General features: G+C 34.6%; 19 protein-coding genes and 1 other RNA gene. 16 read left to right on the forward strand and 4 right to left on the reverse strand.

The window, feature by feature from the left end; genetic code table 11:
• Window positions 1-47: 47 nt before the first annotated feature.
• Both OPU68_RS05315 and OPU68_RS05320 read right to left on the reverse strand, forming a co-directional pair.
• Window positions 48-566 carry a hypothetical protein gene (locus tag OPU68_RS05315; protein ID WP_498472966.1) on the reverse strand — a complete coding sequence of 173 codons (519 nt, stop codon included), beginning with the start codon at window positions 564-566 and terminating at the stop codon, window positions 48-50.
• Between the two features lie 40 nt (window positions 567-606).
• Entirely contained in the window at window positions 607-1,431 is an 825-nt protein-coding gene (locus OPU68_RS05320) for a head GIN domain-containing protein (RefSeq protein ID WP_498472967.1), read from the reverse strand.
• Window positions 1,432-1,635: 204 nt separating this feature from the next.
• On the opposite strand from OPU68_RS05320, the gene OPU68_RS05325 reads away from it, so the two are divergent.
• Window positions 1,636-2,127, forward strand: a complete 492-nt coding sequence (locus OPU68_RS05325) for a DUF4920 domain-containing protein (protein ID WP_498472968.1) — start codon at window positions 1,636-1,638, stop codon at window positions 2,125-2,127.
• 47 nt (window positions 2,128-2,174) lie between these two features.
• Here OPU68_RS05325 and OPU68_RS05330 read toward each other — a convergent pair whose 3' ends face one another.
• Window positions 2,175-3,575 carry a T9SS type A sorting domain-containing protein gene (locus OPU68_RS05330; RefSeq protein ID WP_498472969.1) on the reverse strand — a complete coding sequence of 467 codons (1,401 nt, stop codon included), beginning with the start codon at window positions 3,573-3,575 and terminating at the stop codon, window positions 2,175-2,177.
• Between the two features lie 123 nt (window positions 3,576-3,698).
• On the opposite strand from OPU68_RS05330, the gene OPU68_RS05335 reads away from it, so the two are divergent.
• From OPU68_RS05335 to OPU68_RS05350, 4 genes are read left to right on the forward strand one after another with little or no spacing between them, the layout of a single operon-like run.
• Window positions 3,699-4,535: a 1,4-dihydroxy-2-naphthoyl-CoA synthase gene (locus tag OPU68_RS05335; protein ID WP_034979240.1), complete on the forward strand. Its 837-nt coding sequence runs from the start codon at window positions 3,699-3,701 to the stop codon at window positions 4,533-4,535.
• Window positions 4,536-4,571: 36 nt separating this feature from the next.
• Complete coding sequence (locus OPU68_RS05340; protein ID WP_498472970.1) at window positions 4,572-5,261, forward strand: DUF2461 domain-containing protein; 690 nt, start codon at window positions 4,572-4,574, stop codon at window positions 5,259-5,261.
• A 9-nt stretch (window positions 5,262-5,270) separates the two neighbouring features.
• Window positions 5,271-6,200: a 1,4-dihydroxy-2-naphthoate octaprenyltransferase gene (gene menA, locus OPU68_RS05345; protein ID WP_498472971.1), complete on the forward strand. Its 930-nt coding sequence runs from the start codon at window positions 5,271-5,273 to the stop codon at window positions 6,198-6,200.
• Between the two features lie 24 nt (window positions 6,201-6,224).
• A complete protein-coding gene (locus tag OPU68_RS05350; RefSeq protein ID WP_498472972.1) occupies window positions 6,225-6,908 on the forward strand; it encodes a metal-dependent hydrolase in 684 nt (227 codons plus the stop codon).
• Window positions 6,909-6,981: 73 nt separating this feature from the next.
• On the opposite strand, the gene ffs is transcribed toward OPU68_RS05350, so the two are convergent.
• Window positions 6,982-7,079: signal recognition particle sRNA small type (gene ffs, locus OPU68_RS05355), an RNA gene on the reverse strand.
• 122 nt (window positions 7,080-7,201) lie between these two features.
• Between ffs and OPU68_RS05360 the strand changes: the two genes are divergently transcribed.
• The 11 genes from OPU68_RS05360 (at window position 7,202) to OPU68_RS05410 (ending at window position 15,955) form a co-directional block, all read left to right on the forward strand.
• The gene (locus OPU68_RS05360) at window positions 7,202-7,789 is read left to right on the forward strand and encodes a DUF4199 family protein (protein ID WP_498472973.1); all 588 of its coding nucleotides are present in this window, start codon (window positions 7,202-7,204) and stop codon (window positions 7,787-7,789) included.
• 86 nt (window positions 7,790-7,875) lie between these two features.
• Entirely contained in the window at window positions 7,876-8,130 is a 255-nt protein-coding gene (locus OPU68_RS05365) for a DUF6364 family protein (RefSeq protein ID WP_498472974.1), read from the forward strand.
• 1 nt (window position 8,131) lies between these two features.
• Window positions 8,132-8,557, forward strand: a complete 426-nt coding sequence (locus OPU68_RS05370; protein WP_498472975.1) for a type II toxin-antitoxin system VapC family toxin — start codon at window positions 8,132-8,134, stop codon at window positions 8,555-8,557.
• Window positions 8,558-8,583: 26 nt separating this feature from the next.
• Window positions 8,584-9,537 (forward strand): glycosyltransferase family 2 protein, encoded by a 954-nt coding sequence (locus OPU68_RS05375; protein ID WP_498472976.1) that lies wholly within the window; start codon window positions 8,584-8,586, stop codon window positions 9,535-9,537.
• A gap of 38 nt (window positions 9,538-9,575) precedes the next feature.
• Entirely contained in the window at window positions 9,576-10,280 is a 705-nt protein-coding gene (locus OPU68_RS05380) for a GIN domain-containing protein (RefSeq protein ID WP_498472977.1), read from the forward strand.
• 19 nt (window positions 10,281-10,299) lie between these two features.
• The gene (locus OPU68_RS05385; protein ID WP_498472978.1) at window positions 10,300-12,024 is read left to right on the forward strand and encodes a phospho-sugar mutase; all 1,725 of its coding nucleotides are present in this window, start codon (window positions 10,300-10,302) and stop codon (window positions 12,022-12,024) included.
• A gap of 202 nt (window positions 12,025-12,226) precedes the next feature.
• Window positions 12,227-13,480, forward strand: coding sequence for a pyridoxal phosphate-dependent aminotransferase (locus OPU68_RS05390; RefSeq protein WP_498472979.1), 1,254 nt, complete (start codon window positions 12,227-12,229; stop codon window positions 13,478-13,480).
• Window positions 13,481-13,540: 60 nt separating this feature from the next.
• Complete coding sequence (locus OPU68_RS05395; protein ID WP_498472980.1) at window positions 13,541-14,014, forward strand: Xre family toxin-antitoxin system antitoxin; 474 nt, start codon at window positions 13,541-13,543, stop codon at window positions 14,012-14,014.
• Window positions 14,014-14,481 carry an RES family NAD+ phosphorylase gene (locus OPU68_RS05400; RefSeq protein WP_498472981.1) on the forward strand — a complete coding sequence of 156 codons (468 nt, stop codon included), beginning with the start codon at window positions 14,014-14,016 and terminating at the stop codon, window positions 14,479-14,481. The genes OPU68_RS05395 and OPU68_RS05400 overlap by 1 nt, the downstream gene beginning before the upstream one ends.
• Window positions 14,481-15,203 carry a 3-deoxy-manno-octulosonate cytidylyltransferase gene (gene kdsB, locus OPU68_RS05405; protein ID WP_498472982.1) on the forward strand — a complete coding sequence of 241 codons (723 nt, stop codon included), beginning with the start codon at window positions 14,481-14,483 and terminating at the stop codon, window positions 15,201-15,203. The genes OPU68_RS05400 and kdsB overlap by 1 nt, the downstream gene beginning before the upstream one ends.
• Before the next feature lie 89 nt (window positions 15,204-15,292).
• Entirely contained in the window at window positions 15,293-15,955 is a 663-nt protein-coding gene (locus tag OPU68_RS05410; RefSeq protein WP_498472983.1) for a LolA-like protein, read from the forward strand.

Here is a 15,955-nt window from a genome sequence, read left to right on the forward strand (position 1 = left end):
CTCGAATTTTCGAGGTCTTTTTTTTTGATAATATAGTCAGGTTGATGCTACTTGGTGGTAATCCTTGTATATGAATATTCATGTCTGTTTATCCATTTGTCATCGCCTGTAAATTGTACATCTTTTCGCTTTTTTAATATTTTATCACCAAAAATATAAGTATGTTTTATAGTTGCAGGTTTATTGTCATTACCATCCTTTCCTATAGTTTCCGTTACTATTTCAATGTCGCCGTTCGGAAGTTTCAATCTTGATTTTACCAATTCCCTGTCAATGTATTTTCCATCTGTAGAAACAACTAATGTATCCGTAGAATTTGCACTCGTTTCATTTGGATAGATATTGGAAAATATGAAATTATTAGTTTTATCAATTCTTTTGATATTTACTTCAGCAGGCATAGAATAAGGTTTCCCGGATGAGTAATCCAGATAAGTCAAAGAACCTTTCCAGCTGCCCGAAACTTTTTGGAGGTCATTCAATAAATTGTTGGACTTAGCTTGCGCACTAAAACTAGCGGAAAATATTGCCAGACTAAGACTTAGATAAATTTTTAATATTCGCATTTATTTTTGATATTTTATAATGTTAGGCCTGTCAAACAAATTACTGAATCGATACAGATCCGGAACTGCTTTCGTTTTTGGTAACTTCATTCAAACTCCCTCTTTTAATTATATGAATATCTCCGCTGGAAGATGCGCTTGCAGTCACGCTTTTGCTTACGCCAATTGTAATATCAGCAGATGAAGACGTAGCCAAAACAGCACTTTCCGTTGTGAAGTTTTCTGCATCCACATCGCCTGAAGATGATGCCTGGATATTCACGCTTTCAGATTTCCCTTTGATATCGATTCCTCCTGAGGAAGAACTTTGCATATTGAGACTTTTTGCATTCACTTCTCCTTCATAGTTTCCGCTGCTGGAGGCTTGGATATTGATATTTCCGCCGATAATATTACCTTTTATGGTTCCCGAGCTTGAAACTTTTACATCAAGATCAGAAAAACTGAAGTTGTCTTTCAAATAAATACTTCCACTGGAATTTGCTGCCAAATGATCAAAATCCTTAGCATAAACCTTAACTTTGATTCGGTCAGTAGAAATACTTTTCATATTTTTTGTTTCGATTTTCACCTGCACTTTTCCACCATTTTGTTTTACAACCACATATTGCATAAGATCGGAAGGCGCATAGACTACGATTCTTTCCTTATCCGATTTAAAAACTTCTGCGTTCAAAGAAGTAGAAATTTCCAATTCATCAAAGTTGATGTCATAAGATTTTTCAATTACATCTCCCTTTCCGGAGTCAGAAATCAGATGAGAGAACATCACATCGTTACCATTTGAACCGTCTCCTTTGGATTGTACACAAGAAAAATTCCCGATAGAGACCAAAAGAATCATTGATAATAGTTTAATTTTCATAAGAATATATTTTATTTGTTTTTAAGTTTAGATACATCACAAAAAACCTATTACTATCAGCAAATTTTTCTCTTAAAGAATTTACAATAATCGATTTTATAATAATAAGACAACTTCAGTACAGATTTCATTACATCTAAATTAATTTTTTTTACAATTAATTAATTTTCTAAATTTACAGCATTAAAAAATAAATTAACAATTATGAAAAATATATTATTTGCATTCGTATTGATCGGTTTATCAGTTTCTGCATTTGCACAATCTGGTCCGCCAGCCGGTGATGCCAAAGTGGGGGAATTCTATGGTAAGGAAGTTTCTGCAAAAGCCGTTAAAAAAGCCATCTCTACAGACGAGCTCAATAAAGAATTAAAATCAAATCCAAAAATTGCCAAAACTTCTGTGAAAGGAAAAGTAACTGGTGTTTGCCCTAAGAAAGGATGCTGGGTAAGCCTGGCAACAGATTCCGGAGAGACATTCTTTGTGAAGATGAAAGATTACGCATTCTTCGTTCCAACCGCGTTGGAGGGTAAAACCGTTGTTTTGGAAGGCAGCGCAGAAAGCAAAACAACGTCTGTAAAAGAGTTACAGCATTACGCAGAAGATGCTAAAAAAACTCAGGCAGAAATAGACGCTATCACAGAACCAAAAACTGAAACCAGATTTTTGGCAAGCGCGATAAAAGTTGTAGAATAATTATTTTCAAAATATAATTCAAAATAAAGCTGATCAAAGAATCAGCTTTATTTTTTTATAAATTTTAGACTTGCTTTTTTGTTATTAGAATACATTTCTACAACATAGACTCCAGCTTTTAATGCAGAAATATTGATGTTATTAGAATTGATTTTCTGATTCAGAACCAACTTTCCTTGAAAATCAAACACTTTTACTGCTTCAATATTTTGATTGAAGGACAAATAATCAGAAGCTGGATTTGGATGTATTTTTACATTGGATATAAAGTTGTTTTCTTGGGTTGCAAGCATACAATCTGCTGTAACGTTTGGTACTCCTTTATTAATGAAAAAGCTTTTTTCATCTTCGTCGCAGCAAACAAAATTTAATTTTGGGCAACTATTATAACTTTCAGAAAAATTTTGTTTTTTATTATTTTTAATATATAAAGATTCCAAATTATCCAAATAATCAAACCAAAAAATTTCTAAATTCGGATTGAGCCTTATATCCAAAGATTTGACGGAGGGTTGCTTAAAGATCATTAAAAATTTCAAATTTTTGTTGTTGGAAAAGTCAATATTTTCTAGTAAATTTTCATTTAATCTCATTTCTATTAAAGAAAATTGTTTACTTAAATCAAGATTTGAGATTTTGCAGCCAGACAAATCAATTTTTTCTAAATAAGAAATTTCCGGTAATTTTATAGATGTTAGGCTACCTCCATATATTTTCAGGTCTTTTAACTTTGAATTATTGCTGAAATTAGCGTCCATCATTTTTATCTCGGAAAGATATAAAGTTTCAATCTCTGTATTACTACTGAAATCTATCGCATTTATGTTGTTTTTAAAAATTGTTAATTTTTTTAATCTAGTATTCTTACTTATATCAAGAATAGACAAATCTTGCGAAGAAAGAAAAAGATCCTCTAAAGCTGTGTTTTTAGAAATGTCTATAGCGTTTAATTTTCCATTCCAATAAATAGTCTTCAAATTAATATTGTCCGAAAAATCTATAGCTTTGAGATAACTATTGTAATTACCGTTAATATCAACTTTTTGCAAATTATCAAGATTTTTTAAATTCAAAAAAGATAAGGATAGACAGTTTGTTATATTGATAGAACGAAGGTTCTTTACGAGAGATAAATCTAAACTCAACATAACATTAGAAGTAATAGAAAAACTATCCAGGTTTTTAAAAGCTTCTAGTCCAAGAATATTTTTAACAAGCAAATTATTACAATATAATGATTTAATATTTTGAGCTTCAGTTATTTGGATTTCTCCATCACCATTTAAATCGATTTTCGTGTAGTTTCCAGCTAAATCAATTGCCTGATATTTTTCTGGACTTGTGTTAATGAGAAAAAATTTGAATTCTGCATCAGGAATGTCTACATTCTGAGAAAAAGAAAATGCGAAAAAGTAAAGTAAAATAAAAGAGAATAATTGTTTTGCCATAATGGTTAAAGTTTTGTCAAATATAATCATTTATGGTTTCTCTTTTGCGCATTTATTTTAATGCCCGAATTCATTGTTAAAGCCGTCAATTCTGCTTATATTTACACTCTAAATTTTCAAAAAATGGCAGACTGGAAAATCGTCAAAGAATACGAAGATATTACCTATAAAAAATCAAATGGCGTTGCAAGAATCGCCATCAACAGACCAGAAGTCAGAAACGCTTTCCGACCAAAAACAACCTCAGAACTTTACGACGCATTCTACGACGCTTACGAAGATTCTTCAATCGGAGTTGTATTATTGACAGGCGAAGGGCCAAGTCCAAAAGACGGCGGTCACGCATTTTGCAGCGGTGGCGACCAGAAAGCTCGTGGACATCAAGGTTACGTGGGAGAAGATGGAAGACATCGCCTTAATATTTTGGAAGTTCAGCGTTTGATTCGTTTTATGCCAAAAGCGGTAATTGCTGTGGTAAACGGTTGGGCAGTCGGTGGCGGACATTCGCTTCACGTGGTTTGTGATTTGACTTTGGCGAGCGAAGAACACGCGATTTTCAAACAAACAGATGCAGACGTTACAAGTTTCGACGGTGGTTATGGTTCTGCTTATTTGGCTAAAATGGTCGGTCAGAAAAAAGCAAGAGAAATTTTCTTTTTAGGAAGAAATTACTCCGCAAAAGAAGCCGAAGAAATGGGAATGGTAAACGCCGTAATTCCTCACGCAGAATTGGAAGACACCGCTTACGAATGGGCGCAGGAAATCCTTGCAAAATCTCCAACTTCGATCAGAATGCTGAAATTCGCTATGAATCTGACAGATGACGGAATGGTCGGTCAGCAGATTTTCGCTGGTGAAGCAACTCGTTTGGCCTACATGACAGAAGAAGCAAAAGAGGGTAGAAATGCGTTTTTAGAAAAGCGTAAACCTAATTTTGGTGACGATCAATGGATTTCTTAAATATAATTAATCTAAATATTTATCGACATCTGCTTTATGCCAAACAAAAACATCAAACTGGAAACAGGATTCGAATTTCTGAAACTATTAAACAGAAATAATAACCGTGTCTGGTTTTCTGAGCATAAAAAAGAATATGATGCTATTGCAAAGGAAAATAAGAAATTTATAGACGAGATTTATTCTGAACTGGAATTACACGACAGTTTGGGGCAAATTCATATTTTAAGAATCAATAGAGATATTCGTTTTTCTAAAGATAAAACACCTTACAAAACTAATTTCGGAGCTGGAATATCTCGAAAAAAACCAATGCTTAGAGGTGGTTATTACATGCATTTGGAGCCTGATAATACTTATGTAGGAGGCGGTTTTTGGGGACCGAATAATGAAGATTTATTGAGAATCCGAAAAGAATTTGAAATTGATGATTCTCAGATTAAAAAAATAACCTCAGATAAAACTTTTATAAAATATTTTGGAGAACTAAAAGGCGAGGATGCTGTAAAGACTGCGCCTAAAGGTTTCGATAAAAATCATTCCGCAATTGATTTGATAAAGAAAAAACAATATGTGGTGATGAGGAAATTTTCTGACAAGGAAGTTTTTTCAGACAGTTTTCAGAAAGAGATTATCTCCACTTTTTTGGCAATGCGTCCTTTTTTCGATTATATGAGTGAAGTTCTGACAACTAATTTAAATGGTGAATCTGTATTTAAAGATTAAAATAATAAAATGACCGATTGGATAAAAGCAGCACGTCTGCGAACTTTACCACTTTCTATGAGTGGAATTATTATGGGCGCTTTCATTGCAAAATGGAGGATTTCTCAGGAAGGCGGATTTTGGGACTGGCGAATTTTTGCATTGGCACTTCTCGTTACATTATTATATCAAATACTTTCCAACTTTGCCAACGATTATGGCGATGGCGTAAAAGGAACCGACAAAAATAGGATAGGAGAAGCGGAACAAAGAGCAGTAGCTTCCGGAAAAATCACAGCAACTCAAATGAGAAATGCAGTGATTCTACTTTCAATTTTATCTTTTGTAGCTACTGTTGCCTTATTGTATGTCGCTTTTTATCCTGCTTACAACAGAGAATTCTGGATTTTTATCGGACTGGGAGTTGCCTCGATTTTAGCGGCAATTGGATATACAATTGGGAAAAAACCTTATGGCTATTTAGGTTTGGGCGATATTTTCGTGTTTATCTTTTTCGGATTGGTTTCGGTTTGCGGGAGTTATTTTCTTTTTACGAAGTCCTTCAGTTGGGATGTTTTATTTCCTTCAATTTCAGTCGGAATGTTGAGTATGGCCGTTCTTAATCTGAACAATATGAGAGATATCGTTAACGATGAATTATCAGGTAAAAAAACGTTTGCATTGAAGCTAGGTTACAAAAACGCAATGATTTATGAAATCATCTTATTACAATTACCAATTCTTTTAATGCTGGCTTTTCTGATGTATAACGGATTTCAGACACAAGGGAAATATTATCCTTTCATCGTGATGATTTTGATTTTCCCATTCATCAAATTAAGGAGAAGCATAATGGCTGTGAACGAACCAAAATTACTTGACCCTTTCTTAAAACAAGTCGGAATCTTAACTTTCCTAATGGCGGTTTTGACGGCGTTCGGACTTAATTATTTTAATTAATAAATCTAAAAAAATGAAAATAAAATGAAAATAAAATTCTTAGGACAAAACTGTTTTTTGTTCACATATAACGGAAAAACTATTCTTGCAGACCCTTTCTACAATTATCAGAAAGATAAATCAGGTTTTGATATCACAGCTCAGAAAATCGATTATGTGTTGATTACGCACGCGCACGGCGACCACATTTCTGACGTGAAGGAAGTGCTTGAAAACCATCCTGATGCCACCGTAATTGGACAGCCGGAAATTTGTGGTTATTTCAAACACACCAATAATATAGATATCAATTTCGGAGGTTCAGCGAAAATTGAAGATTTGAAGATTTCAATGGTTCCGGCATTGCACACGAGCTCTTTTCCGGACGGTTCTTACGGTGGATTGGCTTCTGGGTACATTTTTAGATTTGCCGACGGAAGAAACCTCTATTTAGCTGGAGACACGGGAGTGACAGCTGAGATGAGTTTGTTTCCACAGGTTTTCGGGAAATTGGATTTGTCGATTTTACCAGTTGGAAAACATTACACGATGTGTCCTAGAAAAGCGGCTTTCGCAGCATCAGAATTATTGAAAACGCCAAAAGTGATTGGTTGTCATTTTGATACTTTCTCACCAATCGAAATCAATCACGAGGAAGCTAAGAAGCATTTTTCTGATAAGAATATCGAATTTACATTACCGGAATTAGGACAGGAATTTGAGTTCTAAACAAAAAAATTAAGAGATTAAGTAATTTCAAAATTTTGAATATCGCTTAATCTCTTAACTTAAAAAAAATAAAAAATGGCAAGCTACCTAAATCACACCGCTACGACCAATTACCTTTGCTGCGTTCCCACCCTGGAGGGTTCTCAGGAGCTGGTTGTTTAGGACTTGCCGGTGCAAAGATAGAAAAATTAAGAAAAAAGAAAAAGGAAAAGAGAGAAAAGAAATGATGAAGGCTCTAGATTGTTGATAGTCAGTTTGAAATATTTATCTCTTTTATCAAAAATTAAAAAATTATGACAAAAAACCCTGTAACAATAGGTTTTATTTTATACGCTCTCACAATGTTGGCATTCTTCGTTGTGTATTATTTCTTCGCAAACGCCAACTATTTTGAGACCACAATGCAGGTCAATGCCTTTGGGATGACGTTCCTATATGTCTTGGCTGGTTTTGCTTCAACCTATTGGTTAAGAGTTGGTACATTAATAACTTATCCTCAAGCATTTAAACAAACTTTTCTAACGCTTTTTACAGGCGGCGTTTTATCAATGTTCTCAATTTTTGCATTCCTGAATTATGTAGATACAGACGCCCGGGATTTGCTAAATCACCAATATATCCAGACAGAACTTGACAATCTGGACGAATCTTACGCTAAATTGAAAGTCGAGGCAGCGAATCAAAAAGACCGTACAAAGGTCAAAGAGTTAGAGGAAAATTACAATGGAGCGAAGCAGGCGAGGGAAATAGCATTGAAAGAGAATAGAAATTACTTTTCTTTCAAATTTATGTCCGCTGTTTTTGGTGGTTTTTTACTATTTTATCTACTTTTGTCTATTATCATCGCAGGTTTTTTAAAGAACAAAAAACGCTATGAGTAGAAAGTTTTCAGTTTTTCGAAAAATCATTTATCAAATTATAATTCATCATCAATAATTAATACGTATCTTTACTAAAACAACACGTAATGACAACCAAACTTACTTTGACTGTTGAAAAATCAGTTATCGAAAAGGCAAAAAAATACGCCAAAGGTACGCAGAGAAGTCTGTCTGAGATGGTTCAAAAATATTTGGAATCGCTAGGTGAACCAGAAATCATCAATGAACCAACCCCGAAAATGAAAAAACTTCTTGAAAAAATTCCAAATAATATCCCTCAATACACGGATGAAGAGTTGGATAGCTTCAGAAGAGAATATTTAGAAAAAAAATATTCATAAAATGCTTTTCTTTTTAGATACCAATATCATCGTGGACTTGCTTCAGAAAAGAGACCCACATTTTGATTTAGCCTCAGAAATTTTTAATTTTTCTACTAAAGAAAATCTTGAACTTTATGCCTCTTCACATAGTATTGCGACCGTGCATTATATTTGTAAAAAAAATATTAAAGAAGCAGAATTAAGGGAGTTGATAGATGAAGTTTTGAATTTTCTAAAAATTATCCCCGTTGACGAAGAAATTCTGAGAAAATCAATCAAATCGAATCATAAAGATTTTGAAGATTCAATTCAGATTTTCTGTGCTCATCAAATCAAGAATTTAACCGGAATAATTACACGAAATATAAAGGATTTTTCCACTTCAGAAATTCCTGTTTTTGCACCAGACGAAGCTTTAAATCTCATTCAAAAGAAATATCTTTGACCTTTTAAAATCTATCCTTTATATCAATGAATCTCTCAATAATCATCCCATTACTCAACGAGCAGGACTCTCTGGAAGAGCTGTTCAACAGGATTGACAACGTTTGTCAGGCCAACAAGCTGTCTTACGAAGTTTGGTTCATAGATGACGGAAGTACCGACCTTTCCTGGTCCATCATCGAAAATCTAAAAATCCAGCATCCGCAAATCCACGGGATTAAATTCTCCAAAAACTACGGAAAATCGCAGGCACTTCACGCTGCATTCGAAAAGGTGAATGGTGATGTCATTATTACGATGGATGCTGATTTACAAGATTTTCCGGAAGAGATTCCCGAACTATATGAAATGGTAAAAGTAGGAAATTACGACATCGTTTCTGGTTGGAAAAAGAAACGTTTTGATAATGTAATGACCAAAAATATCCCATCAAAATTATTTAATTCTGCGGCTAGAAAAGTGTCCGGCGTTTCGCTTCATGATTTCAACTGCGGACTGAAGGCTTATAAAAAACAAGTTGTAAAATCCATCGATGTTTACGGCGATATGCACCGATATATTCCAGTTTTGGCAGCGAATGCAGGATTCAGAAATATTACGGAAAAACCAGTGCAACATCAGGCAAGACCTTACGGAACTTCGAAGTTTGGGACGGAAAGATTTGTTCGTGGATTCTTGGATTTGGTGACGCTTTGGTTCATTAGCAGATTCGGCGGAAGACCGATGCATTTCTTTGGTGCAGCGGGAACTTTGATGTTCATCATCGGATTTTTGTCGGCCATTTGGTTGGGACTTTCAAAACTGATTGATGTTTATATCTTCAAAGTTTACGGAAATTTTATTGCGAATAATCCGTGGTTCTTCATTGCTTTGACAATGATGATTATGGGAAGTTTGCTTTTCGTCGCTGGATTCTTAGGCGAACTCATCATCCGAACAAACCGTGAACATAAGAATTATCATATTGAGGAATTGATTTAAACGAGATAATTTTTCTAATTTGGTAAATCAATAAACTTATGAAAAATCTATTTTATTTAATTCTAATTTTAACAGTGGTTTCCTGCGGAAAAGTAACTCCGAAAGGCGAGATTAAATCGAAAGATGTGGAATTGGCCGAGTTTTCAAAACTTGATATGAAAGGGAAATTCCGCGTGTTTTATATCCAAAGTCCACACAACTTCGTGAATGTGGAAACTTATCCAAATGTTTTCGACAATTTGAATATCGAAGTTAAAGACAAAAACTTATCGATTACTGAGAAAAGTGCAACGGATAAAGTTGATTTTTATAATATTACCATCTACGGAAAAAATCCTTTTGATGATATTAAAATAGCTGATTCAGTGGAACTTAATATCTCAAGCCAGATGAAAGTAGAAAATTTTTCTCTTCATTTGAAAGATAATGCTAAATTTATCGGTTCAGTGATTTCAGAAAAGTCGACTATCGAAATGCTGAATAAAAGCCGCGCTAATCTGTTGGGGAAAACAACGTTAGCAAAACTTAGCATCAAAGATACAGCGAGTATTATTTCGCCTTATTGGTACATCAAAGATTTGGAAATCGAGTCTCAGAACGGAAATTACGCAGAGCTGAATGTGGATGAGGAAATCAAAGGAAAAATAGGAAATACCTCAAAATTGGTATATTACGGAAATCCTTCGAAAAAACTGAAAGTCACTGACAAAGCGACAATTGAAAACAAGAAATTAATTAAGTAAACTACAAACTATAAAATAAATGTCAGATACAACATCAACTTTAGATAAAGCAAAACTTTGGCTTTCCGAAACATTTGACGAAGAAACCAGAAGCAAAGTTCAGGAATTAATCGATACAGAATCTGCCGATTTAGAAGATTCTTTTTACAGAGAATTAGAATTCGGAACAGGCGGAATGCGTGGAATAATGGGCGTTGGTACCAATCGTCTTAACAAATATACTTTAGGTCAGGCAACTCAGGGATTGGCAAATTATCTTCATCAGCAATTTTCCGGCGAGGAAATCAAAGTAGCGATTGCTTATGATGTGAGACATAATTCCAAAGAATTCGGAAAAGTGGTGGCTGATGTTTTGACAGCGAATGGAATCAAGGTTCTGTTGTTCAAAAATCACCGTCCAACGCCAGAATTATCTTTCACTGTTCGTGATAAAAAATGTAATGCCGGAATCGTTTTGACGGCTTCTCATAATCCACCGGAATATAATGGTTATAAGGTTTATTGGAATGACGGTGCTCAAATTGTTCCACCAGATGACGAGAATATCATCAGAGAAGTTTATTCTACAAAATTTGAAAATATAAAATTTGATGGAAATGATGATTTGATAGAGTGGATTGGTGATGAACAGGATGATGTTTATGTTGATGCTTGTATAGAAAATTCTCTGTATCAGAATATTGGCAGAGATAATCTGAATATTGTTTTTACTTCCATCCACGGGACAACTTATGCGACTGTTCCAAAAGCGCTTAAAAAATCTGGATTCACAAAATTGGATCTTGTTCAGGAGCAAATGATCCCAAGCGGAAATTTCCCAACCGTACTTTCTCCAAATCCGGAAGAGCCGGCAGCACTTTCTATGGCGATGGATCTGGCAGAAATCACAAATGCTGATATCGTAATTGGAACAGATCCGGACGGTGACAGATTGGGAATTGCAGTGAGAAACCTTGAAGGTAAAATACAACTTCTTAACGGAAATCAATGCAATACAGTTCTTACTTATTATATTCTTGATCAATGGAAAAAAGCCGGGAAAATTACCGGAAAAGAGTTCATTGGTTCTACCATTGTGACCTCTGATATTTTCTTTGATGTTGCGGAGAAATTCGGTGTTGACTGCAAAGTTGGATTGACAGGTTTCAAATGGATCGGGAAAATGATCCGTGATTTTGAAGGTCAGGAAAAATTCATTTGCGGAGGCGAAGAGAGTTTCGGATTTATGACAGGAGATTTCGTGAGAGACAAAGATTCTTGCGGTTCTATTTTGACGGCTTGCGAACTTGCAGCTTGGTGTAAAGCTAACGGAACAACCGTTTATCAATATATGATTGACATCTACAAAGAGGTTGGGTTGTATTATGAAGGCTTGATTAATGTTGTAAGAAAGGGTAGAACTGGTGCTGAGGAAATCCAAAATATGATGAAGAACTTCCGTGAGAATCCACCAAAAGAGATTGCTGGTTCATTGGTAGAAGAAGTGAAAGATTTCAAAGAGCAGACTTGTTTTGTCGTTTCCAAAAACGAGAAAAAAGTGATGGACGATATTCCGAAATCAAACGTTTTGATCTATTACACTCAAGACGGAACCAAGGTTTGCGTACGTCCTTCAGGAACTGAACCTAAGATTAAATTCTATGTTTCTGTGAAAGATTCAATTTCTTCTGAGCAAGATTTTGTTGAAAAACTGCCTGAATTGGAGGAAAAAATTCAGAACGTAAAGAAAGATCTGAATCTGTAATTGACAATTTTATTTGAATTAAATATTATCTAAAATATTTTTAACATAAAGTTCTCAATTATTAAAGCAATTTAATTTTGGGAACTTTTTTTTGATGTAATTTGAAATAATCAATTACAATCAGGATATTTGTAAATCATAAAAAGTAAATCAGATTTAATTTCTCGACAATCGAATCTGAAAATTATTAAAAATCAAAAAAGTGAAAGTATCAAAACTCGCATCAAACCTCGTTGGTTCAGAAATCATTAAAATCGGAAATGAAGTAAATGACCTGAAGGCGAAAGGTGCACAAATCTCAAACCTTACAATTGGCGACCTTAACTCCAACATCTATCCGATTCCTCAGGAATTAAAAGACGGAATTCAGAAAGCTTATACCAATAATCTTACAAACTATCCACCAGCAAATGGCTTGCAGTCTCTTAGGACCTCTGTTAGCAATGATTTAAAAAAGCGTTGGAATCTTGATTATTCGGCAAATGATATTTTGATAACTGCTGGTTCCAGACCTTTGATTTATGCAATTTTCAAAACAATTGTTGATGAAGGCGACAAAGTGATTTATCCGATTCCTTCCTGGAATAACAATCATTATTCTTATCTGACAACTGCAAATGCGGTTGAAGTTCAGACTCGGGAATCCAATAATTTCTTGCCAACAACAGATGATTTAAGACCACATTTGGAAGGTGCCGTTTTGCTTTGCCTTTGTTCTCCGTTAAATCCAACCGGAACAATGTTCTCAAAAGAACAGCTTTCTGACATTTGCGAATTGGTTTTGGAAGAAAATAAAAAGAGAGGAGCAGATGAGAAACCGCTTTATTTGATGTACGATCAGATCTATGCGATGTTGACTTTCGGATCAGAACATTACAATCCAGTAAGCCTTTTCCCGGAAATGAAAGATTATACAATCTATGTTGACGGAACTTCTAAATGTTTTGCAGCAACTGGAGTTAGGGTTGGTTGGGGATTTGGGCCAAGTTTGGTTATTGACAAAATGAAAGCTCTTTTAACCCACGTTGGCGCCTGGGCACCAAAACCCGAGCAGGAAGCAGTTGCCGAGTTTTTAGCTGATGATTCAGCGGTTGATATATTCTTAACGGATTATAAAGGGAAACTTAATAACAGTTTGAAAGAGCTTCACGCAGGAATTCAGGATTTGAAAGCTAAAGGTCTTTCCGTGGAAAGTATTTCGCCAATGGGCGCACTTTATCTGACCATCAAATTGGATTATCTTGGAAAAACAGCACTGGACGGAAAAGTGATTGAAAATTCTACAGATCTTGTTTTTTATCTGATTAATAATGCTGGAATGGCTTTGGTTCCTTTCTCAGCCTTTGGAAATGATAAATCTGTACCTTGGTTCAGAGCGTCTGTTGGAGGTTGTTCGCTTGATGATATTAAGGATTGTCTTCCGAAATTAGAAAAAGCATTAGGAGATTTGAAATAAATTGAAAAAATTCTATTTTATAATGGAAAAAATTCTATCTTTGTGTTAAAGAAAACGAAGATGGAAAATTATAAACAAAAAGGAAATCAACAGAAATCAAAAGTAGAAGAGCCAATAGTTGCTAATGGAGCAAGACCTTCTATCTTCAATCGATTTTCAATCCAAGACGATTATAAACTCCTGAAAAAAGCAAGAGAAGGCGTGAAGACTGATGTATTCTATTCACTTGCTGATGCCATCAAGATGCCAGAGAAAACTTTGGCATCCGTGATCAATCTTTCTCCAAGGACAATTAGCAATTACAGAGATCAAGAAAAAGGATTGGATCCTATTTACAGTGAGCATCTATTAAAATTGATTAATCTCTATAGTTTTGGAAAGGAGATCTTTGGAAATCTGGAAGAGTTTAGCCTTTGGATGAATCGCCCTTTTTGGAATTCCAATGATAAGCCGATAGATTTTATTTCCACTTCCGGTGGCGTAGATTTGATTTATGAAGAAATAGAAAAACTAGCACAAGGTTACCCTGTATAATGCTGGTTTACAGAATTGTACACAAACGATATTCGGACTCTCTCTTTGCGAGTGGTTTGGAAGGAAGATGGAACTCCGAAGGGAAAAAAGTACTTTACACTGCAGAAAGTATTTCTCTTGCCTATCTGGAAACACTGGCGCATCGAAAAGGATTGGGATTTAATAAAGACTTTAAAATTATGGTCATCAAAATTCCTAGCAATACTGAAATTCAAACGGTTGAATCCTCCGAATTGTCAAAAAGTTGGCGGGATTTTAGGAATTATTCGGATTGTCAAAAAATTGGAAATGCTTGGTTTGATGCTGACGAAAAGCTGTGTTTAAAAGTTCCTTCCGCAGTTGTTCCTGAAAATTGGAATGTTGTCATCAATACATTTCATAAAGATTTCAAAAAAGTAAAATTAATAGACGTTCTCGATTTTGAGCCTGACGATAGATTGGAACAAATTATAAAACAATATAAGTAATGAAAGTCATCGCAGTCATTCCTGCCCGTTATAATTCTACAAGATTCCCTGGAAAACTTATGGAAGTTCTTGGTAATAAAACAGTTATTACAACCACTTATCAGAATGTTGTGGAAACAGGTTTGTTTGATGAAGTTTTTGTGGCTACAGATTCCGAAATTATCTTTGATGAAATCTCAAAAAATGGAGGAAAAGCTGTAATGACGGGCCAACACGAAACTGGAAGCGACAGAATTGCTGAAGCTGTACAAAATCTCGACTGTGATATTGTCATCAATGTTCAGGGTGATGAACCTTTCCTGAAAAAAGAGCCTTTGAAACAACTGATTGAAGTCTTCTCAAAGGATGATAAAAAGGAAATATCTCTGGCTTCATTGAAAATTCTATTGAAAGAATCTGAAGAAATCCAAAATCCAAATAACGTAAAAGCGATTACTGACAATAATGGATTTGCATTGTATTTCAGTCGTTCGGTAATTCCTTTTCAACGTGAGTTATCTTATGATGTGAAGTATTACAAACACATTGGTGTTTACGCTTTCAGAAAAGAAGCCTTGATTAAATTCTCTTCTTTGGAAATGACACCTATGGAAATTTCGGAAAAATTAGAGCAATTGCGCTATTTGGAAAATGGGATGAAAATTAAACTGGTAGAAACGGATTTTGTTGGAATTGGAATTGATACACCGGAAGATCTGGAAAAAGCAAAGAAATTAATCTAAATAATTAATGCTTTTTTAGCACTTTTTAAGACTTATCCGGAATCGATAACTTAATAAAAATCCTATCTTTGAGATCTCAAAATTTTTGAATGAAAAGAATCATCGTCCTTTTTACTATTATATTTTCTCTTTTTCTTAATGCCCAGACAGCCAAAGAAATTATCGATAAAAACATCGAAAATTCTGGAGGTCTAACCAACTGGAAACTTTTGAACACTGTTCAAATACAAGGAAGAGTTACACTTGGCATTAATGATGAATACCCAATAAAAATCTATCAGCAACGCCCGAATCTCAGCAAAACTGCAATGGTTGTTGGTGGAAAGGAAACGCCTGTGGAAGGTTATGATGGTAAGAATGGTTATGCCATGAATTATGCTCAGAACAAGCTTCAGCAATACAATGATTATATTCCTGAGAATTTTGATAACGATTTTATCGATTGGGAAAATAAAGGTTTTGAAGCTAAATTTGTTGGCAAAGAGAAAATAGGAGAACAATATTATTTCAAAGTTGAACTGACGAAGAACGTCAATAAAACGATTTATTTCTTCGATACAAAAAACTATATGCTTTTCCGTGAAATCAAGAAAGACGAAATATTGACTTATTCTGATTATAGAAAAGTTGGAAATCTACTAATGTCTTACAGAATCGAATCGTCTTCGCCGAAAAAAGACAGCGATTACTTAATGACTATCAATAGGATAGAAATCAATAAAGAATTGCCTAAGAATACTTTTAAATTCTAA

This window comes from Chryseobacterium sp. TB1-D10 (assembly GCF_059803555.1).